The sequence below is a fragment of the Parvibaculum sp. genome (genome assembly GCF_035325945.1).
Taxonomy (GTDB): domain Bacteria; phylum Pseudomonadota; class Alphaproteobacteria; order Parvibaculales; family Parvibaculaceae; genus Parvibaculum.
Genome location: NZ_DAOKYX010000001.1, coordinates 34,260 through 56,086, shown reverse-complemented (window position 1 = coordinate 56,086; position 21,827 = coordinate 34,260). Strand labels below are relative to the sequence as shown.

At 64.3% G+C, this 21,827-nt stretch carries 20 protein-coding genes; 11 read left to right on the top strand and 9 right to left on the bottom strand.

What is annotated here, in order from left to right; genetic code table 11:
* Positions 1-343: 343 nt before the first annotated feature.
* Positions 344-1,174: a ferritin family protein gene (locus PKA57_RS00270; protein ID WP_324297251.1), complete on the bottom strand. Its 831-nt coding sequence runs from the start codon at positions 1,172-1,174 to the stop codon at positions 344-346.
* A 415-nt stretch (positions 1,175-1,589) separates the two neighbouring features.
* Here PKA57_RS00270 and PKA57_RS00265 point away from each other — a divergent pair, with 415 nt between their 5' ends.
* The 7 genes from PKA57_RS00265 to PKA57_RS00235 are packed head-to-tail and all read left to right on the top strand — an operon-like array spanning position 1,590 to position 10,265.
* Positions 1,590-3,728 carry a 4Fe-4S binding protein gene (locus PKA57_RS00265; protein WP_324296915.1) on the top strand — a complete coding sequence of 713 codons (2,139 nt, stop codon included), beginning with the start codon at positions 1,590-1,592 and terminating at the stop codon, positions 3,726-3,728.
* Between the two features lie 39 nt (positions 3,729-3,767).
* On the top strand, positions 3,768-5,696 hold the full coding sequence (nosZ, locus tag PKA57_RS00260; protein ID WP_324296914.1) for a TAT-dependent nitrous-oxide reductase: 1,929 nt from the start codon (positions 3,768-3,770) through the stop codon (positions 5,694-5,696).
* 34 nt (positions 5,697-5,730) lie between these two features.
* A complete protein-coding gene (locus PKA57_RS00255) occupies positions 5,731-6,999 on the top strand; it encodes a nitrous oxide reductase family maturation protein NosD (protein WP_324296913.1) in 1,269 nt (422 codons plus the stop codon).
* On the top strand, positions 6,996-7,901 hold the full coding sequence (locus PKA57_RS00250; protein ID WP_324296912.1) for an ABC transporter ATP-binding protein: 906 nt from the start codon (positions 6,996-6,998) through the stop codon (positions 7,899-7,901). Before PKA57_RS00255 ends, PKA57_RS00250 begins: the two co-directional genes overlap by 4 nt.
* The gene (locus tag PKA57_RS00245) at positions 7,898-8,728 is read left to right on the top strand and encodes an ABC transporter permease (protein WP_324296911.1); all 831 of its coding nucleotides are present in this window, start codon (positions 7,898-7,900) and stop codon (positions 8,726-8,728) included. The genes PKA57_RS00250 and PKA57_RS00245 overlap by 4 nt, the downstream gene beginning before the upstream one ends.
* Positions 8,725-9,270 carry a nitrous oxide reductase accessory protein NosL gene (locus PKA57_RS00240; RefSeq protein ID WP_324296910.1) on the top strand — a complete coding sequence of 182 codons (546 nt, stop codon included), beginning with the start codon at positions 8,725-8,727 and terminating at the stop codon, positions 9,268-9,270. The genes PKA57_RS00245 and PKA57_RS00240 overlap by 4 nt, the downstream gene beginning before the upstream one ends.
* Entirely contained in the window at positions 9,267-10,265 is a 999-nt protein-coding gene (locus PKA57_RS00235; RefSeq protein WP_324296909.1) for an FAD:protein FMN transferase, read from the top strand. Before PKA57_RS00240 ends, PKA57_RS00235 begins: the two co-directional genes overlap by 4 nt.
* 18 nt (positions 10,266-10,283) lie before the next feature.
* Here the strand turns inward: PKA57_RS00235 and rffA are convergent, their stop codons facing one another.
* Positions 10,284-11,408 (bottom strand): dTDP-4-amino-4,6-dideoxygalactose transaminase, encoded by a 1,125-nt coding sequence (gene rffA, locus PKA57_RS00230; RefSeq protein WP_324296908.1) that lies wholly within the window; start codon positions 11,406-11,408, stop codon positions 10,284-10,286.
* A gap of 79 nt (positions 11,409-11,487) precedes the next feature.
* Positions 11,488-12,138, bottom strand: a complete 651-nt coding sequence (locus tag PKA57_RS00225; protein ID WP_324296907.1) for an HAD-IIIA family hydrolase — start codon at positions 12,136-12,138, stop codon at positions 11,488-11,490.
* A gap of 321 nt (positions 12,139-12,459) precedes the next feature.
* Here PKA57_RS00225 and PKA57_RS00220 point away from each other — a divergent pair, with 321 nt between their 5' ends.
* Both PKA57_RS00220 and PKA57_RS00215 read left to right on the top strand, forming a co-directional pair.
* Entirely contained in the window at positions 12,460-13,992 is a 1,533-nt protein-coding gene (locus tag PKA57_RS00220) for a L,D-transpeptidase family protein (protein ID WP_324296906.1), read from the top strand.
* 124 nt (positions 13,993-14,116) lie between these two features.
* Complete coding sequence (locus PKA57_RS00215) at positions 14,117-14,665, top strand: DUF882 domain-containing protein (RefSeq protein WP_324296905.1); 549 nt, start codon at positions 14,117-14,119, stop codon at positions 14,663-14,665.
* 29 nt (positions 14,666-14,694) lie between these two features.
* On the opposite strand, the gene PKA57_RS00210 is transcribed toward PKA57_RS00215, so the two are convergent.
* From PKA57_RS00210 to PKA57_RS00200, 3 genes are all read right to left on the bottom strand, one after another.
* On the bottom strand, positions 14,695-15,918 hold the full coding sequence (locus tag PKA57_RS00210) for an MFS transporter (protein WP_324296904.1): 1,224 nt from the start codon (positions 15,916-15,918) through the stop codon (positions 14,695-14,697).
* A 136-nt stretch (positions 15,919-16,054) separates the two neighbouring features.
* Positions 16,055-17,272: an acyl-CoA dehydrogenase gene (locus PKA57_RS00205; protein ID WP_324296903.1), complete on the bottom strand. Its 1,218-nt coding sequence runs from the start codon at positions 17,270-17,272 to the stop codon at positions 16,055-16,057.
* Between the two features lie 82 nt (positions 17,273-17,354).
* A complete protein-coding gene (locus PKA57_RS00200) occupies positions 17,355-18,251 on the bottom strand; it encodes a LysR family transcriptional regulator (RefSeq protein ID WP_324296902.1) in 897 nt (298 codons plus the stop codon).
* 94 nt (positions 18,252-18,345) lie between these two features.
* On the opposite strand from PKA57_RS00200, the gene PKA57_RS00195 reads away from it, so the two are divergent.
* Both PKA57_RS00195 and PKA57_RS00190 read left to right on the top strand, forming a co-directional pair.
* Positions 18,346-19,359: an SDR family NAD(P)-dependent oxidoreductase gene (locus PKA57_RS00195; protein WP_324296901.1), complete on the top strand. Its 1,014-nt coding sequence runs from the start codon at positions 18,346-18,348 to the stop codon at positions 19,357-19,359.
* The gene (locus tag PKA57_RS00190; RefSeq protein ID WP_324296900.1) at positions 19,359-19,520 is read left to right on the top strand and encodes a hypothetical protein; all 162 of its coding nucleotides are present in this window, start codon (positions 19,359-19,361) and stop codon (positions 19,518-19,520) included. The genes PKA57_RS00195 and PKA57_RS00190 overlap by 1 nt, the downstream gene beginning before the upstream one ends.
* Here PKA57_RS00190 and PKA57_RS00185 read toward each other — a convergent pair.
* The 3 genes from PKA57_RS00185 to PKA57_RS00175 all read right to left on the bottom strand — a co-directional run bounded on the left by PKA57_RS00185 (position 19,465) and on the right by PKA57_RS00175 (position 21,765).
* Positions 19,465-19,857, bottom strand: a complete 393-nt coding sequence (locus PKA57_RS00185) for a DUF3703 domain-containing protein (RefSeq protein WP_324296899.1) — start codon at positions 19,855-19,857, stop codon at positions 19,465-19,467. The genes PKA57_RS00190 and PKA57_RS00185 overlap by 56 nt on opposite strands.
* A gap of 32 nt (positions 19,858-19,889) precedes the next feature.
* Positions 19,890-20,660: an AraC family transcriptional regulator gene (locus PKA57_RS00180; protein ID WP_324296898.1), complete on the bottom strand. Its 771-nt coding sequence runs from the start codon at positions 20,658-20,660 to the stop codon at positions 19,890-19,892.
* 97 nt (positions 20,661-20,757) lie between these two features.
* On the bottom strand, positions 20,758-21,765 hold the full coding sequence (locus tag PKA57_RS00175) for a nitronate monooxygenase family protein (RefSeq protein ID WP_324296897.1): 1,008 nt from the start codon (positions 21,763-21,765) through the stop codon (positions 20,758-20,760).
* Between the last annotated feature and the right edge of the window lie 62 nt (positions 21,766-21,827).

The following is a 21,827-nucleotide window of genomic DNA, read 5'->3' as shown; positions in this document are numbered from 1 at the left end:
TTTCACATGGCAGCCGCGTGGCGTTCCCGGCACATATTTCGGATATCCGAGGAAGTAACAATTTCCGATGGAGCTATGTCGGGCGTGAGCGTGAATGGCTGTTGGTGACCTGTGCTCCCCGCAAACTGGCCATTCGAAGTAGGAATTTTCTCATAGGTCCGAGGCCGGACTGACGAGGAAAGACCGGGAAGACGTCCAGATTTTCAGGGCTACCGATTGCCGTCCTGCGGAAGCAAGTGGATGACGGGTTCGGGGGCGGCGGGCGGGCAGGGGTATCCGAGCGACGCATGCCTCGTTCAGCGTCGAGCCATGACGGCACCGACAGCGTCACGTCCAGTGACGATCATCTCGCTGCGGGCAGGGAGCCGAGCGCCAGGCTCAGGCGGCGGAGGGCCCGGGTCGCCATATCCATGGAGACGCGCATGACTTCTTCATCGCCGGTCCGCTCGGCAATGTCGGAATAGCGCTCGAAGGCTTCTTCGAGCAGGCGAAGGCCGCCTTCGACGGTCGGCCGGTCTTCCGGCGCGATCTCCGGTACGGCCTGGCCGGTTAGGGCTGCCGCCTCATTGGCGCAGCTCTCCTCATCGCTGGCGGCGGCGATGAAGGGCGCGGCATCCCTGCCGAGATCGGTGAGCACGCGCCCGAGTGCGCGGTGGTAGCGCGCGGCGCGCCACTCCTCGCGAAGACTGATCGTCCAGAACTCGTCGGTGGAAGCCGGAATGGCCGCGCGTGCCCGCCTCGTTCCGTCCTCGGCGCGATAGGCGCGCCTGCGCTCCGCGCGAAGAAGGGCCGCATGGTCGAGCTCTTCTCTGGCGAGATCCTCGGCAATCGTCCGTGTGCGCTCGTCCGGGGCTTCGGCGGCCACATATGTATAGAAGGCGAATGCGCGCTCCTCGTTGCGAACCGCGATGGCGAGCGCGAGATAGGGCGTGAGCGTGTGCGAGCTTCCCGCCTCCTCGTCGAAATTCTCGGGCACCTCCCACGACGCTTGCGCAAGGTCGATGCTCTGGTCGAGCGCATCCTGCGTAAGCGTCGTGATATGGACCGCGTGCTTCTCCTCGATGGAAGCGAAAAAATCGAAAAGCGAGGCCAGCGCCATTTCGCCGCGCAGCCTCATGCGGGCGGCAAGCTCTCCATACCACCGCGCCGATTCTCGCTCCATTGCATACGCCATCGCCATGAGCTGGTGAGGCGAGCATATGGGCGGCGGCAAACTTTTCGATGCGACCAAGACCCGACTCCCTCCTGTCGTCCGATGGTGCATTTGTCTTGAAGTTTAACCGAAAAATCTTTCCGGTCATTGCGATCGATCAAAGACCGCTCACGCAGGATTGGCGATGGTTGCCCGGACGATCATCTATGTTACCCTCTTCCGTGAGCGTTGAATGCGAATTGCCGACGGCCTTGTGAGCCGCAGGGCCACCACAAAATACGACCGCGCCGCCCGGCGCCGGTGGGGAGGGCCCTTGTTCAGCAGCCGATTCGTCATTCGAATTGTTGCGTTTCTGCTTATTCCGTTAGCTCTTGTTGCATTGCTGCCGCGTCCGGCCATGGCTGCGAGCCGGCTGCCCGAATTTCTGCAGAAATTGATGCCTTCCGACGTTTTTCCGGGCGCTGACAGATTCGGCGCCGTCGAGGGCACGCCGCCCGTGGCGGCCGCCTTCGCGGGAAACAGGCATCTCGGCTACGTCTATCTCAACAGCGACGTCGTGAACTCGGTCGGCTATTCGGGCAAGCCGATCAACATCGTCATCGGTCTTTCCGATGCCGGCGTCATCGTCGGCGCAAAGCTCGTCGAGCATCATGAGCCGATCGTTCTGATCGGGATTCCGCAATCCAAGGTCGAACATTTCATCCAGGGCTATGTCGGACTGAACTACAGGGACATTCCGTCCGTAACGCGCAACGGTCCGCCCGTGGATATCGTCAGCGGCGCCACCGTCAGCATGATGGTGATAGGCGACAGCATCACGCGCTCGGCGATTGCGATTGCGCGTGCCACGGGGCTCGAGGGGCCGGGGCAGGCGGGCGGTCGGCCCGCGCCGCAGGAAACGCGCGTCATCGATGAGCAGAAATCTTCCGTCGAGGACTGGCAGACACTGATCGGCGACGGCTCGGTGCGGCGGCTGCATCTCACGGTCGGCGAGATCAACAAGGCGTTCGAGCGGACGGGCAACCGGGGCGCCATCCGCCATCCCGAGGCCGGCGATGCGGACGATACCTTCATCGACCTTTATGTGGCGCTTGTCAGCGTGCCGTCGATCGGGAGGAGCCTTCTCGGCGAGGAGGGATGGGAGCGGCTGAGGGCGCGCCTCGAGCCCGGCCAGCAGGCGCTCCTCATTGGCGGGGAGGGGAACTATTCGTTCAAGGGATCGGGCTATGTGCGCGGCGGCATCTTCGACCGGATCGAGCTGCTGCAGGATGAAAACAGCATCCGTTTCCGCGACAGGAACCACCAGCGGATCGGCGATATCGAGGCGGAAGGCGCGCCGGAACTGCCGGAGATCGGCCTTTTCACCGTTCCGCGCGGCATGGCCTTCGATCCGGCCGCGCCATGGCGTCTGCAACTTCTCGTCCAGCGCGCTTATGGCGCGCGCGACAAGGCCTTCCTGACCTTCGATCTCGGCTACACCCTGCCCGGAAAATATACGCGGGTTGCGCAACGGCCCGCCGCAATCGCGGCGCCGCCAGCGGCGACCTCTTCCTCGGCACTCGCAGGCGAGATCGGATCGGCGCAAACGGCGAGCGTCTTGCCCGGCGCTCCGGGCGAAGAACCGCTCTGGCAGAAGATATGGCGAACCAAGCTCATCCAGATCGCGGTGCTGCTGGTGGCGCTTCTGATCCTGACGGCGGTCTTTTTCTTTCAGGATTGGCTCGTGCGCCGTCCCGTCTTTTATGAGCGGTTCCGCATCGGTTTTCTCGTCTTCACGCTCGTATGGCTCGGCTGGTACGCGCAGGCGCAGCTCTCCGTCGTCAATGTGCTGACCTTCTCCAACGCGCTCAGAACCGATTTCCATTGGGAATATTTCCTGATGGACCCGCTGATCTTCATTCTCTGGTTCGCGGTCGTCGCCTCGATCCTGTTCTGGAATCGCGGCGCCTTCTGCGGCTGGCTCTGCCCATTCGGCGCGCTTCAGGAACTCACCAACAAGGCAGGACGCCTGCTCGGCATCCGCCAGATCGAGGTGCCGTTCGGCCTGCATCAGCGGCTCTGGGCGCTGAAATACATCATCTTCCTCGTCCTGTTCGGCCTCGCCCTCTACGATCTCGCGCTGGCCGAGCGCATGTCCGAGGTCGAGCCTTTCAAGACGGCGATCGTGCTGAGGTTCATCCGTAGCTGGCCGTTCGTCGCCTTCGCCGTCGCGCTGCTTGTCGCCAATCTCTTCATCGAGCGCTTCTTCTGCCGCTACCTCTGCCCGCTGGGCGCCGCGCTCGCCATTCCGGCGCGCATCCGCATGTTCGACTGGCTGCGCCGTTATCGCGCCTGCGGCAATCCCTGCCAGCGCTGCGCCAATGAGTGCCCGGTGCAGGCGATCCATCCCGACGGCGTGATCAATCCCAACGAATGCATCCAGTGCCTGCACTGCCAGATGCTCTACCACCACGACCAGAAATGCCCGGTGATGATCCAGAAGAGGCTCAAAGAGGAAAGAAGGCTTGTCGTGACGACGTCGAAGGGGAGGGCCGCGCGCGCGGAAGCGCCGGCTCCCTCGTCAGCGGGAAAATGAACCCTGGAGCGTTTCGCTCCGTATAAAGAGGAGCCGATCATGGCCAATGAGAGCGAAAAAGGAGTGAGCCGCCGCGGCCTTTTGAGTGGCACCGCGACGGTCGCGGGCGTGGCGGGGCTCGTCGGGGCGACGGGCGGCCTCGCGGCATCCGATTTGATCGCCGGCGCGCAGGCGGCGGAAAAGAAGAAGGCGAAGGGGCTCAGTTCCGAGGTTCTCCCCGGCGATCTCGACGAATATTACGGCTTCTCGTCCAGCGGCCAGACCGGCGAGGTGCGCATCATCGGCATCCCCTCCATGCGCGAGCTGATGCGCATCCCCGTCTTCAACAGGTGCAGCGCCACCGGCTGGGGCCAGACCAATGAGAGCCTGAAGATCCTGACGGAAGGGCTGACCGAGCGGACGAAGGAATTCCTGAAGACGCGCGGTGGCGTCTTCATGAATGGCGACGCGCATCACCCGCATATGTCCTTCACGGACGGCACTTATGACGGACGCTATATCTTCATCAACGACAAGGCGAATTGCCGCGTCGCGCGCATCCGCTGCGATGTGATGAAGACCGACAAGATCATCGAGGTGCCGAACGCATCCGACATTCACGGCCTGCGGCCGCAGAAATTTCCTCGCACCGGCTATGTCTTCGCCAATAGCGAGCACATCATTCCGATCCCGAATGATGGCAAGGTGCTGGACGATCCGAAGAAGAATTACTGGTCGGTCTTCACCGCCATCGACGGCGACAAGATGGAAGTCGCCTGGCAGGTGCTTGTCGATGGCAATCTCGACAATTGCGATGCCGACTATCAGGGCAAATACGCCTTCTCGACCTGCTACAACTCCGAGAAGGGCGTGACGGTTGCTGAAATGACCTCGGCCGAGCAGGACTGGGCGGTGGTCTTCAACATCAAGCGCATCGAAGAGGCGGTGAAGAAGGGCGACTACAAGAAGATCGGCGGCGTGCCGGTGGTCGATGGCCGCCACGGGTCCAAATACACGCGCTACATTCCCGTACCGAACTCGCCTCATGGCTGCAACACGGCGCCGGATGGCATCCATGTCGTCTTCAACGGCAAGCTGTCTCCGACCGTGACTGTGATCGACGTGCGCAAGCTCGACGATCTCTTCGACGACAAGATCAAGCCGCGCGATTGCGTCGTCGCCGAGCCGCAACTGGGCCTCGGGCCGCTTCACACCGCCTTCGACGGAAAGGGCAACGCCTTCACCACCGTCTTCATCGACAGCCAGATGGTGAAGTGGAACATCGAAAAGGCGAAACAGGCCTTCCAGGGAAAGAAGGTCGATCCGATCATCGAGAAGCTCGACGTTCACTATCAGCCGGGCCACAACCACACTTCAATGGGCGAGACGAAGGAAGCGGATGGAAAGTGGCTCATTTCGCTCAACAAGTTTTCCAAGGACCGCTTCCTCAATACCGGCGTTCTGAAGCCCGAGAACGATCAGCTCATCGACATATCGGGCGACAAGATGAGGCTCGTGCATGACGGGCCGAGCTTCGCCGAGCCGCATGACATCTGCATCGTCCACCGCTCCAAGGTGAACCCCGTAAGCATCTGGAAGCGCGACGATCCGACATGGGAAGATGTGCGGAAGATGGCCGCCAAGGATGGCGTCGATCTCGACGAGGCGGCGGATGTCATTCGCGACGGCAACAAGGTGCGCGTCTATATGTATTCGACCGCGCCGACCTTCAGCCTTGAGCAATTCGAGGTCAATGAGGGCGACGAGGTGACCATCGTCGTCAGCAATATGGACGAGGTCGAGGATCTGACGCATGGCTTCACGCTGGTGCGCTATGGCATCGCGATGGAGATCGGGCCGCAGGCAACGGCCTCCGTCACCTTCAAGGCGGACCGGCCGGGCGTGCATTGGTGGTATTGCCAGTGGTTCTGCCATGCGCTCCACATGGAAATGTCTGGTCGGATGCTCGTTCATCCGAAACCGGCCTGATCCGGTGCGGTGGAGCCCGTCATGGTTCGGGAGAGTGAGGGCGGCGGTTGCGGCAATCGCCGTCCTCAATCTCGTGTCGATCCTTCCGGGCCTCGCCGCCACCATCGAGCTTCAGCCGGGCGACAGTCTTCAGGAGGCCGCCGCCCGCGCGAGGCCGGGCGATGTGCTCCGCCTCGCTCCGGGGCGTTACGCGGGCAATGTCGTCGTCACGCGGCCGCTCACCATAGAAGGGCCGGATGATCGTTCCGCCATCGTCGAGGGGCTGGGCGATGGCCGCGCGATCTGGATCGAGGCGCCGGATGTCACGATCCGCAATCTGACGGTCAAGGGTTCCGGCCTCAGCCTGTTCGACATGGACGCCGCGATCTTCGCCGACAAAACGGCCGATCGCGTTCTGGTCGAGCATAACGACATTCTCGACAATCTAATCGGTGTCTATCTCTGGGGTCCGCGCGATGCGACGGTGCGCGAGAACCGGATCGTCGGCCGGCACGATTTGCGCCGCAGCGAAAGAGGCAATGGCGTTCAGCTCTGGAACACGCCGGGCTCGATCGTCATCGGCAATGACATAAGCGCCGGCCGCGATGGCATCTTTACCACGACGAGCCGCAACAACATCTTCCGCGGAAACAGGTTTCGCGATGTCCGCTTCGCGGTTCACTACATGTACACGAATGACAGCGAGGTAAGCGGTAATCTCTCCATCGGCAACGATGTCGGCTACGCCATCATGTATTCCGACCGGCTTGTCATCAGCGACAATGTCTCGGATGGCGACCGCGAGCACGGGCTGCTCTTCAATTTCGCCAATGGCTCCGAGATCAGCGGCAATGTCGTGCGCGGCAGCGAGAAATGCGTCTTCATCTACAACGCCAACAAGAACCGCTTCGAGGACAATCTCTTCGAGGGCTGCCGGATCGGCGTGCACTTCACGGCGGGATCGGAGCGCAACCGGATTTCGGAGAATGCCTTCATCGGCAATCAGACGCAGGTCATGTATGTCGGCACCCGCGCGCTCGACTGGCAGGTGGAGGGGCGTGGCAATTACTGGAGCGACAATGCCGCTTTCGATCTCGATGGCGACGGTGTCGCCGACACGGCCTATCGCCCGAATGGAATCCTCGATCAGGTGCTCTGGCGCGCGCCAGCGGCGAAGCTTCTGCTCAACAGCCCGGCGACGGAAGTCGTGCGCTGGGCGCAGTCGCAGTTCCCCGCCATTCATCCTGGCGGCGTGATCGACAGCGCGCCGTTGATGAGCCCGCCGCATGTCGCGGCGGCAAGCCGGCTGGAGGTGAAGCCGTGAGTGATGTATCGGTCGAGCTTTCCGGCGTGACGAAGACCTATGACGGCGTTGCCGCCGTCGAAAGCGTGGATCTCGTGTTGCGGCCGGGCGAGTGCGTTGCGCTTGCGGGGCATAATGGCGCGGGCAAGAGCACGCTCATCAAGCTGATGCTTGGGCTCATTCGCCCGGATGCGGGCCATGTTCGCGTGCTTGGCGAGGACCCGGCCAGCCGCGCGGCGGCGCAAGTGCGCATGGATATCGGCTATCTGCCGGAGAACATCGCCTTTCATCCGGCGATGACGGGCGTCGAGACGCTCGCCTTTTATGCGCGGCTGAAGCGCCAGCCGCTCGCGGGCAATGCGAGGCTGCTCGAGCGTGTCGGCATTTCGCAGGCGGCGAGAAGGCGGGTCGTCACCTATTCCAAGGGCATGCGCCAGCGCCTCGGCCTCGCGCAGGCGCTGCTCGGGCGCCCCAGGGTGCTTTTCCTCGACGAGCCCACCACCGGCCTCGATCCGGCCTTGCGGCAGAGCTTCTATGACATCCTTCGCGAACTGCGCGAGGAGGGCGCCTGCATCCTTCTTTCGTCTCACGCGCTGGCCGAACTCGAAGGCAGGGTCGATCGTGTCGTCATCATGAACCGCGGACGGAAGGTCGCCGACGGCACGATGTCGGATCTGCGACGGGCGGCTGGCCTGCCCATACGTATCGAGCTTCGGCTGAGCGAGAGGGCCGGGGCTGCGCGGCTCCCCGCCGGCTGGAGCCGCATCGGCGAGGCGCGATACGAACTTCGCTGCACGGAGAAGGAGAAGATCGCCGCCATTCGGGCGCTGTCGGAGCTTCCCTGTTCCGTCGAGGACATCGAGCTTCACCAGCCCGGCCTCGATGACATGTATGCGCATTTTCTGACACGCGAGGACGCATGAGATCGGTCGCGATCATTGCCGGCAAGGAATTCCGCGATGGCTTGCGGAACAGGTGGGTCGTGGCGACCACATGCCTGCTGGCGGCGCTGGCGTTGACGCTCGCCTTCCTCGGCAGCGCGCCCACGGGTGAAGTGCGGGTCGGCGCGCTCGCCGTCACCATCGTCAGCCTTTCGAGCCTCACGATCTTTCTGATCCCGCTGATCGCGCTGCTGCTTGCCTATGATGCCGTGGTCGGCGAGGTGGATCGGGGCACCATGGCCCTGCTTCTCACCTATCCCGTCTCGCGCTGGGAAGTCATGCTCGGCAAATTCGCGGGCCATGTCGCTATTCTCGCCGTTGCCACGCTGATCGGTTACGGCATTGCCGGCGTCGCGCTCGAAGCGGTGAACGGCGAGGGCGATACGGACGCCTGGCAGGCGTTCGCCGCCATGATCGGGACAAGCGTGCTGCTCGGCGCGGCTTTCGTTTCGATCGGCTATCTCATCAGCGCGGCCGTGCGCGATCGCGGCACGGCGGGCGGCATCGCCATAGGCGTCTGGCTCGTCTTCGTGCTGATCTACGACATGGCGATCCTCGGCATTCTGGTGGCGGATCAGGGGCGCATACTGACGGCGGAGCGGCTCAACCTTCTGCTCATGCTCAATCCGGCCGATGCCTACCGCCTGCTCAATCTGACGGGATTTGCGAATGTCTCGCGCTTTTCTGGCATGGCGGGGATCGCATCGCAGGCCAATCTTGCGCCATCGGTACTGATCGCAACGCTCGTTGGATGGGTTCTGGCGCCGCTCGGACTTGCGACCTTCCTTTTTGCGAGGAAACAGTTGTGAATGCGCTTGTGAGGAGTTTTGCGGTTTGTGCTCTCGTCCTCGCGCTGTCCGGTTGCGACCAGCCGGAGCAGGCGAAGGCGCCGCCGCCTGCGGAAGTGTCCGACGTCGCCGTCGGACATTTCTGCGGGATGACGCTTCCCGAACATGCGGGCCCCAAGGCGCAGATTTTCGTCGCGGGCAGGGCGGACCCATACTGGTTTTCGTCCGTGCGGCAGCTTTTCGCCTTCATGCGTCTGGCGGAGGAGCCGAAGAACGTCACCGCGATCTATGTCAACGACATGGGCAAGGCGAAGAACTGGAACCAGCCCGAGCCCGGAACATGGATCGACGCGCGCAAGGCCTGGTACGTGATCGGCAGCAGCCGGCGTGGCGGCATGGAGGCGGATGAGGCCATTCCCTTCGGCGAACAGCAGCAGGCGGAGGATTTCGTGGGCAAGGCAGGCGGCAGGGTGGTCGGTTTCAATGACATGCCCGACGATTACGTCTTCCCCGGCGCGGAGCCCTCATCTGCTGACGCCACGGACAAGGAGGATCGGAGATGAGCGTGACGCGCAGGCGATTCATCACCATCACGGCGGCGGCCGCAGGATTTTCTCTCATGCCGCGCATGCCGGGTGCGGCGGCGCAGGGCGGACAGGCGAACCTCAGAAGCTGGCGCGGCGTAGCGCTTGGCGCCGATGCCATGCTCCGCATCAACCATCCCGACCCGAAGGTGGCGGATCGCCTGATCGAGCGCTCCATCGCCGAAGTGCGGCGTCTGGAGCGGATCTTCAGTCTCTATGCGCCCGACACCGCGATCTCGCTTCTCAACCGACAGGGCCGCATAACGGAACCGCCTGCGGATTTTCTGCGGCTTCTGAGCGAAAGCGAAGACTATGCCCGCATGACGGGCGGCGCTTTCGACATCACTGTGCAGCCGCTCTGGCGCCTCTATGCCGAGCACTTCTCGAAACCCGGCGCGGACAAGGACGGCCCATCGGCGCATGAGCGTGCGCGCGCCCTCGCATCGGTCGGCCATGATTCCGTCGCCTTCGATGCCTCGCGGGTGGAATTCATGCGTCCCGGCATGGGGCTCACCTTCAACGGCATCGCGCAAGGCTACATGACCGACCGCGTGACGGAGCTTCTGCTGGCCTCGGGGATCGAGCGTGCGCTGGTCGACATGGGTGAAATCCGCGCGCTGGGCGAGAACCCTTCCGGCGAACCGTGGCGCGTCGGCATCGAGGATCCGCGAAAGCCGGATCGCATCGCCGAAACGGTCGAACTCGCCAATCTCGCCATTGCGACGTCGGGCGGCTATGGCACGGTCTTCGATCCGGCGGGGCGCAGCAACCACATCTTCGATCCGCGAACGGGGCTGACGGCGAGGCGCTATCTCGGCGTTTCGGTGTTGGCGCCGAGCGCGACGAGGGCGGATGCGCTTTCGACCGCCTTTTCGCTGATGCCGCTCGATGAGACGCAAGCGATCGTACGGCGTCTCGGCATCGAGGCGCGGTTCGTGCTCCCGGACGGAACGCGGATCGTGCAGACCGCCTGACGCGGAAGGCGCCAGTCCTCAGAGCGTGGCGAGCGCGGCGGCCGCGCGCTCGATCACGTCGTCCGGCATATGCGCATAGAGCGGCATGCGCAGCAGCCCTTCGCCGACATGATCGGCAACCTTCATCGCACTTGCCGCGCGACCGAGGCGTTGACCGGCGGGAGAGCTGTGCAGCGGCGCGTAATGCGCCGAGGCCATGATGCCCTGAGCGACGAGAAGTTCGCGCGCCCTTGCGCGCAGGTCGCCGGTCTCGAAGACGAGCCAATAAATATGGCCGTTATGCGCGCAATGCTGTGGTATCTCCGCGCGTCGCGCGAGGCCGCGGGCTTCGAGCGGGCGAAGCGCCTCGTGATAGCGCCCCCATAGCGCGACGCGGCGCTGGTTGATCGCCTCGGCCTGTTCGAGCTGGGCGAGCAGCAGCGCCGCCGTGATCTCGCTCGGCAGGAAGGACGAGCCGAGATCGACCCAGGTATATTTGTCCACCTCGCCGCGAAAGAACTGGCTGCGGTTCGTGCCTTTCTCGCGCACGATCTCGGCGCGCAGCCGGTATGCGGGATCGTTGACAAGCAGCGCGCCGCCTTCGCCCGCCACCACATTCTTGCTCGCATGGAAGCTCAGCGCGGAGAGCGCGCCGAAAGTGCCGAGCGCCTTGCCCCGATAGAAGGCGCCGAAACCCTGCGCCGCATCTTCGGCGACGGCGAGCCCGTGCTTCGCCGCGAGCGCCATGATCGTATCCATCTCGCAGCCGACGCCCGCGTAGTGCACCGGCATGATGGCCCGCGTTTTCGGCGTGATGGCCTGTTCGATCAGATTTTCATCGATGTTGAGCGTGTCGGCGCGAATGTCGACGAAGACGGGGACGCCGCCTCGCAGCGCGATTGCATTGGCCGTGCTGACGAAAGTGTAGGATGGCATGATGACTTCGTCGCCCGGCTCGATTTCGAGCAGCAGGCCGATCATGTCGAGCGCGCCGGTGCCCGAATGGGTGAGGAGCGCGCGCGCAGCGCCCGTCTTCTCCTCGAGCCATGCGTGGCAAGCCTTGGTGAACTTCCCGTCCCCCGCTAGCTGCTTTGCCGACAGGACTTCGTCCAGATATTCTCTCTCGCGGCCAGCGAGAGTGGGCTCGTAATAGGGAACGCTCATGGGATGATGTCCGGGGCAGCGGTGGAATCGTGCGGCCATTGAACAGGCCCACTGCCTTGCGCGCAAGGGGCGGCGCTGCCTATCGGGCGGCACCGAAGCGCCGGGCGCTGAGAAGCGCAAGCGCTTCCTCCGGATCGGCGGCGGCGATGACCTCGAAGCCTGGCCGCGCCAGCGTCATGGCCGCCCCGCGCTCCTCGGGCCCATGGCCGGTGAGCACATGAATGGCGCCGGCAAGGCCCGCGTTTCTCGCCGCTTCCACATCGCTTGCCTTGTCGCCGATCATGAAGCTCCGGCTGCGGTCGATGCCGAGCTTTTCGGCGGCAAGATCGATCATGGCCGGGCCGGGCTTGCGCCAGCGCGCATGGGCGTCGTCATAGCCATCCGTGTGGTCGGGGTGATAGGCGCAGGCGACGATGAGATCGAGCGCGACTCCGGCGGCCCGGAGCTGGCGCGCGATCTCCGCCTCCACCGCCTCGAAGTCCGGCCAGCCGAAACGCCCCCGCGCGATGCCCGCCTGATTGGTGACGGCGGCAACCGCAAGCCCCTGCGCATGCGCCCAGCCGATGAGCTTCGCCGCCCCGCGCTCGAGAACGACATCCTCGGGGCGGAAGAGATAATCGACCTCCCGCACGATGACGCCATCGCGATCGAGGAAGAGCGCGGCCGCGCCCTCGCGCCGTTCCGGGTTCTCGTTTGAAATCCAGATTCCGTCTGGCAGGGGCGTCGTCATTCTCGATCTCTCGTCTTTCTGTCTCGGTGGCAATCCGGCCATGCCGGTGCGGCAGGGCGATGATGATCGAAGTGCCGCTCGCCGTCAGCCTCGAAAGCGAAAGCCGGCCGTGCCCGGACGCAAGCTATCCACGCGACGCCTGGTCCCGGCGATCGGCCCACAAGGGCGACCCGTTTCGGTGTATCCTGTCACTTACGGCGCAATCGGGCGGCTCGATATTGAAAGCAGGGTTTCGTTCAGGTGTTGCGTTCCAATCCGAAGCCCCGTTCGCAGGGGTACTCCTTCGCCGCCTGGCATCATTTCCGAATGTTCGCCGGCGCCATGGCGATTGCGTTTTCCTGCATCGCGGGCGCGCCTTCCGCGCAAGCCGCAGCCTGTTCCGATCCATTGTCAGCGATTGCGGCGTTGCCCGGCTCCGTAAGCGCGACGCTCGATTTCAATTCGCTGCGCCGCTTCTATGGCGGATCGGGCGGTGTCTGCGTCTGGTCGGCGGCGGATGCAGCCACGCTCATTAAGGCGCTCACCGCTGTCGGGGAGCAGGGGCTCGACCCGCGCGACTTTCATCTTGCCGAACTGAAGGGCAGCGACGCCATCAGGGATGCGCGCGCCCGCGATCTCCTGCTGACGGACGCCGCCCTCCGATATGCACGCGATATGCGGAACGGCCGCCTCGAACTCGAAAGCATCGAGAGCGATATCGACTTTCCCCGGCCCGTCACCGACCCCGTCGCGGGGCTGCGCGATGCCTTCGCCACACATTCGCTCGCGGCCTGGCTTGCTTCGCTGCCGCCATCCCAGCCGGAATATGCGCGCCTCGTCGTCGCCTATGCGCGCTATGCCGACATGGCGGCAAAGGGCGGATGGGCGATGCTTGATGCGCCCGCAAAGGCGGTGAAGTCGGGGGAGGCGAGCCCGCTTGTGCCCACCCTGCGCCGGAGGCTCGCGGCCGAGGGCGATCTCGATGCGGCGGATGCTTCCGCCACCGGCAGCCGTCTAGATGGCGCGCTCGTCGCGGCGCTCAAGCGATTTCAGGACCGCCACGGTCTGAGCGCCGATGGCGTTGTCGGCCGAAAGACGCTCGAAGCGCTCAACGTCGCGGCGGCAGACCGCGCCGCGCAGATCGCCGTCAATCTCGAGCGCTGGCGCATGCTGTCGGGCGCGATCTCGCCGACGCGTGTCGAGGTCAACGCGGCCGCCGCGACCGCGAAGCTCATCGTCGGTGGCGCCCCCGTGCTCGAGATGCGTGCGGTGGTCGGCAAGAAGAAAACGCCGACACCGATCCTGCGCAGCGTCATAAGTTCCATCGTCGTCAACCCGCCCTGGGTCGTCCCGTCGTCGATCATGCGCAAGGAGATCCTGCCGGCGCTGACGCGCGAGCCCGACTATCTCGAGAAGAACGACATGTACTGGCGCGACAATCAGATCGTGCAGGCGCCAGGTGAAAGGAATTCTCTCGGCCGCATCAAGTTCGAGCTGTCGAGTTCCTTCGATGTCTATTTGCACGACACGCCCGCGCGCCGCCTCTTCGCGCGTGACGATCGCGCGCGAAGCCATGGCTGTGTCCGCCTCGAAAAGCCGCTCGCGCTTGCCGAGCATCTGCTTGGCAACGATACCGGCTGGCCGCGCGAACGCATCGAAGGCGTGATCGCAGATGGAAAGACGCAGCGTATTCCGCTCACGGATGAAGTGCCGATCGTCATCGTCTACTGGACGAGCTTCGTCGATGAGGATGGAACGGTCGAGTTTCGCGACGACATATATGGCCGCGACGAAAGGCTGCTCGATGCGCTCAGGCAGCACCGTTTTGCGCAATCGGGAGAGCCCGCTGCCGCCGCGAAAAGCTGCGGCGCGTGAGGCGCGACGCGCGTTTTCCATAACGGCAATCGCGTCATTGCGTTTGACGCATCGGGTCCGAAACCCTATACGGGGATCGGGCGGGTGGGCTTCACGTCGAACTCAAGAGGTGGATGTGAGGTCGGTGATCACACGCAGAGGCGTATTGGCTCTCGGCGCGACTGCGGCAGCTTCCGTCATTCTGCCGCGGCCTTCCATCGCGTCGGTGGCGACGCCGCGCATGCTCAAATTCTATAACACGCATACGGGCGAAAGCCTTTCCACGACCTATTGGGCCGATGGCGTCTACATTCCCGACGCGTTGCGCGACGTGAAGAAACTTCTTCGCGATCATCGCTCGGGCGACGAGCATCACATCGACGTGCGCCTGCTCGATCTTCTGTCCGAGCTGTGCCACAAGCTCGACACGCATGAGCCCTATCACGTCATTTCCGGCTATCGCTCACCGAAGACGAACAGTCTTCTCGCCCGGGCGAGCCACGGCGTCGCCAAGCGCAGTCTCCACATGGTTGGCGAGGCGATCGACATTCGCGTGCCGGGGCGTGATCTTTCCCGCGTGCACAAGGCGGCGCTGTCGCTCCGGCGCGGCGGCGTCGGCTACTATCCGGCATCGGATTTCGTGCATGTCGATGTCGGCCGCGTTCGCCAATGGGGGCCAAAGCACGAGGCGTGAGGCCCGCCTGAATTTGCGTTGCCCGCTTCTCAGCGGGCAGACGCGGCTGCCCGCTCGATATTCGGCAGGAAGCCCGTGAACAGGCCGAGCAGCGGCAGGAAGGCGCAGACCCGATACACGAACTCGATGCTCGTGAAGTCGGCAAGCTCGCCCAGCACCGCGGCGCCGATGCCGCCCATTCCGAATGCAAAGCCGAAGAAGAGGCCCGCGACCGTTCCGACGCGGCCCGGCATCAGCTCCTGCGCATAGACGATGATCGCAGGGAAGGCCGAGGCGAGAATGAGGCCGATCGGAATGCTGAGGAGGCTCGTCCAGAAAAGGCCGACATGAGGCAGGATGAGCGTGAAGGGAAGCACGCCGAGGATCGAGGCCCAGATCACATATTTGCGCCCGAAGCGGTCGCCGAGCGGGCCGCCGATGATCGTGCCGGCCGCGACCGCGCCAAGGAAGATGAAGAGATGCACCTGCGCGCTCTCGATCGACACATGGAATTTGTCGATGAGATAGAAGGTGTAATAGCTCGTGATGCTGGCGAGATAGAAATATTTGGAGAAGATCAGCACCAGCAGAATGGCGATGGCCATGCGCGCGCGTTCGGGCGAAACGGCGCTTGTGCGAATGGCGCCGGATCTTGCGGCTCCCGTCACGGGCGGCATCGCGTTGCGCTTGTACCAGATGCCGACATGCCACAGGAGCACGATGCCGATCATCGCCGCGATGGAGAACCAGGCGACGCTGCCCTGGCCCCTCTGGATGACGATGAAGGCGGCGACGAGCGGGCCGATGGCGGAGCCCGCATTGCCGCCCACCTGAAAGAGCGATTGCGCAAGTCCGTGTCGCCCGCCCGATGCCATGCGCGCGACGCGCGAGGATTCCGGATGAAAGACGGACGAGCCCGTGCCGATGAGCGCGGCGGCGAGTAGCAGCAGCAGAAAATGCGCGGCCGACGACAGAAGCAGCAGTCCCACCAGCGTGAAGCCCATGCCGATGGCGAGCGACCACGGGCTCGAGCGCCTGTCGGTGTAATAGCCGACAAGTGGCTGGAGGAGCGAGGCGGTGAGCTGATAGGTGAGGGTGATCAGACCCACCTGACCGAAATCGAGACCGTAATTTTCCTTCAGCATCGGGTAAATCGCGGGCAGCAGCGATTGCATCATGTCATTGAGCAGATGGCAGAAGCTGATGGCCGCAAGCACGGTGAAAGTCGTGTTCGTCGCCGAAGGGGCGGAAGCGGAGGATGTCGTCTCGGTCAAGATGCTCTCCCTGGAGCGCATGGCTCCCGGAGCATGAGCCGGAAAGGAGCGACTTTCCAGATCAACTCATGCCCTGTCTCGAAAAATCCGGAGCGCACCTTGCCGCAACGACATCTTTCCGTTGCGGCTCCGCGCCTCAGGAGAAGGCCTGAATGCCCGTGATCTCGCGCCCGAGGATAAGGGCATGCACGTCATGCGTCCCTTCATAGGTGTTGACGGCCTCGAGGTTCATGACGTGGCGGATGACGTGATACTCGTCGGAGACGCCATTGCCGCCATGCATGTCGCGCGCCGTGCGGGCGATATCAAGAGCCTTGCCGCAATTATTGCGCTTCATCAGCGAAATGGCGGCAGGCGCGGCCTTGCCGGCATCGAAGAGGCGGCCGAGCTGGAGGCAGCCCTGAAGCCCGAGCGTGATCTCGGTCTGCATGTCGGCGAGTTTCTTCTGGATGAGCTGGTTCGCCGCCAGCGGCCGGCCGAACTGCTTGCGGTCGAGCGTGTACTGGCGGGCGGCATGCCAGCAGAACTCGGCGGCGCCGATCGCGCCCCAGGCAATGCCGTAGCGCGCGCGGTTGAGGCAGCCGAAGGGGCCGGCAAGGCCGCGCACATTCGGCAGCAGGTTCTCGTCCGGCACGAAGACGTCCTGCAACGAGATTTCGCCCGTCACCGAGGCGCGCAGCGAGAACTTGCCCTCGATCTTGGGCGTCGAGAAGCCCTTGAAGCTGCGCTCGACGATGAAGCCGCGAATGACGTCATCATCCGTCTTCGCCCAGACGACGGCGAGATCGGCGATGGGCGCATTGGTGATCCACATCTTGGCGCCGTTGAGGATGTAGCCGCCATCGACCTTCTTCGCGCGCGTCTTCATCGATCCCGGATCGCTGCCATGGTCGGGCTCCGTCAGGCCGAAGCAGCCGACCCATTCGCCGGTTGCGAGCTTAGGCAGATATTTCTCGCGCTGCGCCTCCGTGCCATAGGCGTTGATGGGGTGCATCACCAGCGAGGACTGCACGCTCATTGCCGAGCGATAGCCGCTGTCCACGCGCTCGATCTCGCGCGCGGCGAGGCCGTAGCAGACATAGGAGAGGCCCGCGCAGCCATATTTCTCCGGCAGGGTGGAGCCGAGAAGCCCCTGTGCGCCCATCTCGTTCATGATCTCGCGGTGGAAGATCTCGTGCCGGTTGGCTTCCTTCACGCGCGTGAAGAGCCGCTCCTCGGCAAAGGCGCGGGCGGCGTCGCGCACCATCCGCTCTTCCTCGGTGAGCTGCTCCTCGATGAGCAGGGGGTCCTGCCAGTTGAAGGAAGGGAGCTGTGGATTGGCGCCGGCGGCCGGCTTGGTACTCGTTTCAGACATGCAACTTGACCTCGCGTAATCCTGGGGTTTGGGCTCATATAGCAGAAGCCATTTGGCCTGGCGACCCTCAGTATGCGTAGGATCAATGTCCTTCCGAGGCGATGTGGGCAGCCAGATGTTCCGCCAGATGGTCGAACATGAGCCGGGCGCGCCGGCTCGTCTTCAGGTCCTCATGCATCACGACCCAGACCTCGAGCTTGAAGCCGATGGTCCCGGGGAGGATGGGGAGGAGCCCGTCGCGCCGGGCGAGCGCGTTCTGGCAGATGCCGAGCCCGAAGCCGGCGCGAAGCGCCGCATATTGCGCGACGTCGCTGTCGCAGCGAAAGGCGAAGAGTTCGCGCGAGGGCGTGAAGCCGAGCCCCTCGAGGCGGCGCAGCGAGGGTTCGCGGTCGAAGCCGATGATCGGATGGGCCTCGATTTCCTCCAGCGTCGCTGGCTTGCCATGCGCCTCCACATAGCGCGGATGCGCGTGAAGCCCGAGGTGAATGGTGCCGATCTTGCGCGCGACGAGCGCGCTCTGCGTCGGCCGCACCATGCGGATGGCGATGTCGGCCTCGCGCCGCAGCAGGTCTTCCGCGCGGTTCGAGAGCAGGAGTTCGATGGCGATGCGCGGATGCGCCTCGCGGAAGGCGGCAAGGATGGGTGGCAGCACCTCCGTGCCGACGATTTCGCTCGCCGTGACGCGGATGGTGCCGCGATCCTCCTCGGCTTCGCCGGACGCAGCGCGCTGGAGCGCCTCGGCCGCGCTCGCCATCGCCTCGGCATGCGGGACGAGCGCAAGCGCGCCCTCCGTGGCGTTGAGACCCGTCTGCGAGCGGGTGAAGAGCGCGAGCCCCAGCGCCTCTTCCAGCGCGTCCACATGGCGCCCGACAGTGGGCTGGGTGAGGTTCAGCGCCCGGGCCGCCCCGGAAAGGCTGCCCTCCCGCATGACGGCGAGAAAGGTCCGGTAAAGCTCCCAGCCGGGTTGTGATTTTGTCATACGAAAACGTATATCTGTTCGTCGATAAAAGGCAATTCATATTCAAATATGAATGAGAGATCGTCCGGTTGTCGAATTCAACCGGAGATCGGACATGACCCGAACAGCTCTCATCATCGGCGCCACCGGCGGCATAGGCAGCGAAACGGCCCTTGCCCTCGCCGCGCGGGGCTGGCGCATCCGCGCCCTCAACCGCAATCCCGAAAAAGCCGCCCGCGATTTTGCCTGGCTCGGTCCGGTCGAATGGGTGAAGGGCGATGCGATGAACGCGGCCGATGTGGTCGCCGCCGCCCGGGGCGTGAGCCTCCTCGTCCATGGCGCCAACCCGCCCGGCTATCGCAACTGGAACAGAACGGCGCTCCCCATGCTCGAAAGCTCCATCGCCGCCGCGATGGAGGCGAATGCGCGGATCGTCTTTCCCGGTTCGGTCTACAATTTTGGCCCCGAGACTTTCCCTCTCGTGGACGAGCGCGCACCGCAGCGCCCGAAGACGTGCAAGGGCGCCATCCGTGTGGCAATGGAAGCGCGGCTCAGGGAAGCCTCCGCCCATGGGCTCCGTGTGCTGATCGTTCGTGCCGGAGATTTCTTCGGACCGCGTGGCGGCAATAACTGGTTCGGGCAGGGGCTCGTGAAGGCGGGAAAGCCGCTCCGTTCGATCACCTATCCGGGCCGGCCCGAGGTGGGTCACGCCTGGGCGTTTCTTCCCGATCTTGCCGAAACCATCGTGCGCCTTGTCGAGCGCGAGGAGGATCTCGGCGGTTTCGAGGTCTTCCATTTCGGCGGCCACTGGTTCGAGCGGGGCGTCGAGATCGCCGAGGCGGCGCGCCGCGCGGCGGGCGTTCCCGATGCCCCGATCCGCGGCTTTCCCTGGATCGCGGTCTGGCTCGCTTCGCCCTTCGTCGAGATGTTCCGCGAGGTTCTGGAGATGCGCTATCTCTGGAAGCACCCCCTCCGGCTCGATAACGGAAAGCTCGTCGCCTTTCTCGGCGAGGAACCCCACACGCCCGCCGAACAGGCGCTGCGCGTCACGCTCAAAGGTCTTGGTTGTCTCGATGTCCAGCCGCGCGCAGCGGGCCTTTCCGCCCCGCGCCTTCAAGGGAGGCTCTGATGAAAATGCCGCTTGTCATCCGTCATCGCGCCGAGCGCATCATGGTCGCGCTCGTCATGTCCGTCATCGTGACCTATGTCGCGATGTTCACGGCCAGCGCCGCGCTCACGATCCATGCGCTCGATTTTCCGCAGGAGACGGCGCAACACCATCTCGTCTGATGCGTTCGAAATGGCGGGCGAGATCTGCCGGGATCGGCATCGGCTTGATGGCGCTGACATTCGCCCGTCCGGTATTGCCGATGGGCACGGCGCCGACAAGCGATCCGGCCGAGCCGATGATGCGGACGATCTGGCCCAGCACTTCTTGCATGTCACGCCTCTGCCAGCCAGCCTTCAGCATCCAGTAGTGATTGACGACATGGGGGATGTAGTTGCGCTGGCCGAGAATATGGGCGCGCTCGAGATGCGCGAGGCAGCGCTCGTAATCCCGTTCCCGGTAGAGCGCCTTGGCGATGGTCATCTCGGCGTCATAGGCCGCGCGCAATTCGCTGTGCATGGGGCGTCTCCTTCTGCGTTTCGGAAGGCAATCTAGGAGACGTCCCGCTTTCCCGCTTGAACGAACCGGCTATTGCGCGCGACGGAGAGCGGATTGATGCCGAACATTTCCCGGCAGGTGCGGCTCAGATGCGCCGAGTCCGCAAAACCCGTGGCATGGGCCGCATCCGTGAGCGATGCGCCCGCCAGCGCGCGAGCCATCGCATCGCCGAGGCGGAGCCAGAGCAGATAGCGGCGGAAGGAAACGCCCGTTTCTTCCTTGAAGAGATGGGTGAGGCGGCTTTCGGAGAGCCCCATTTCGGCCGCGATGGCGCCAAGTGAGGCGCGTTTTTCTGGAAGCGCGCGCAGCCGCTCCTGCAACGCGGCGATGCGCGGGTCGCGTTCCGGCATGTCTCGCGTGCCGGGCGCGAGAAGGCCGAGCATATGCGCGTGCGATGGCGTCCCGTCCCCGAGGCAGACCGCGCGGAGCTGCCGCATCTCTTCCATCGGCAAGGGCGCGAAGGCTTTGCCGCCGAGCAATCGCGCCATTGCCTCGCGCGCGGCGGCGAGTTCCGGTTCGACGAGCAGCACGGCCACCTCGCCGCCGCGACTGTCGAGCCGGTGCGGCGTGCCGGGCGCGACGATCGCGCCTTCGAGTGCGAGGTCGTCGCCCGCGCAAGAGAGATGGAATGGCGTGCGGAGCGCCACGGCGATCTGAAGCGCATGATGGTGATGCGGCGCGACGTCGATGGTCGCTCCCCGGATGAGGATCGACATCTCCTCGCGCGAGATGCGAAGGGCCGAAACGGTGGGAGCGCCTGTCATGGTTCTATTGATCGACGGGAGAGGCGGCTTGGCAAGCGCATATGAAAGGCGGCGGGATCGCTCCCGCCGCCTTCGCATGTGGCCCTGTGTGCGGGGATTATTCCGCCGCGGCCTTGAGCCCCGCAAGCGCCTCGCGCGGCATGCGCTCGGCGAATTCGCGGCACGCCTGCACATATTCGTTCTTCATGCGCGCAACGAGTTCGCCCACGGGCGGCGCGTCCGAGATCTGGCCGATGCCCTGACCCGAGCCCCAGATATCCTTCCACGCCTTCGACTTCATGTTGCCGCCCGAGCCGAAATTCATCTTCGACTTGTCGGCGGCGGGTAGATCGTGCGGATCGAGGCCGGCGGCCGCGATCGACGGCGCGAGATAGTTGCCATGCACGCCGGTGAAGAGGTTGGAATAGACGATGTCCTCGGCCGTATGCGCGATCAGCGCCTCCTTGTAGGCGGCGTCGGCATTGGCTTCCTGCGTGGCGATGAAACGGGTGCCCATATAGGCGAGGTCGGCGCCGAGCGCGAGGGCGGAGGCGATGCCCCATCCATCGGAGATCGAGCCCGAGACGAGCACCGTTCCCTTGAACCACTGCTTCACCTCGCGCACCAGCGCGAAGGGCGACAGTGTGCCCGCGTGACCGCCCGCGCCCGCGCAAACGAGGATGAGCCCGTCGACGCCCTGTTCGGCCGCCTTGCGCGCGTGCTTCACATTGATGACGTCGTGGAAGACGAGGCCGCCATAGGAATGCGCCGCCTCGACGACTTCCGCCGGCGGGCGGAGCGAGGTGATGATGATCGGCACTTCGAGCTTGGTGCAGACCTCGACGTCATGCGCGAGGCGGTCGTTCGAGGCATGGCAGATCTGGTTGACGGCGAAGGGCGCGACCTTCTTCTCGGGGTGCTTCGCCTGATACTCGCCAAGCTCGCCCTTGATCCGCTTGATCCATTCTTCCAGCACATGCGCGGGTCGCGCATTGAGCGCCGGGAACGAGCCGACGATGCCCGCCTTGCACTGGGCGATGACAAGTTCGGGACCGGAGACGATGAAGAGCGGCGAGCCGATCACCGGAAGCTCCAGCCGGTCCTTGAGAAGCGATGGCAGCGACATGGGAAGTCCTCATCCCTGGTAAAAATGATGACAAGAGACTAGGCAGCGCCGCCCGGCCTGTC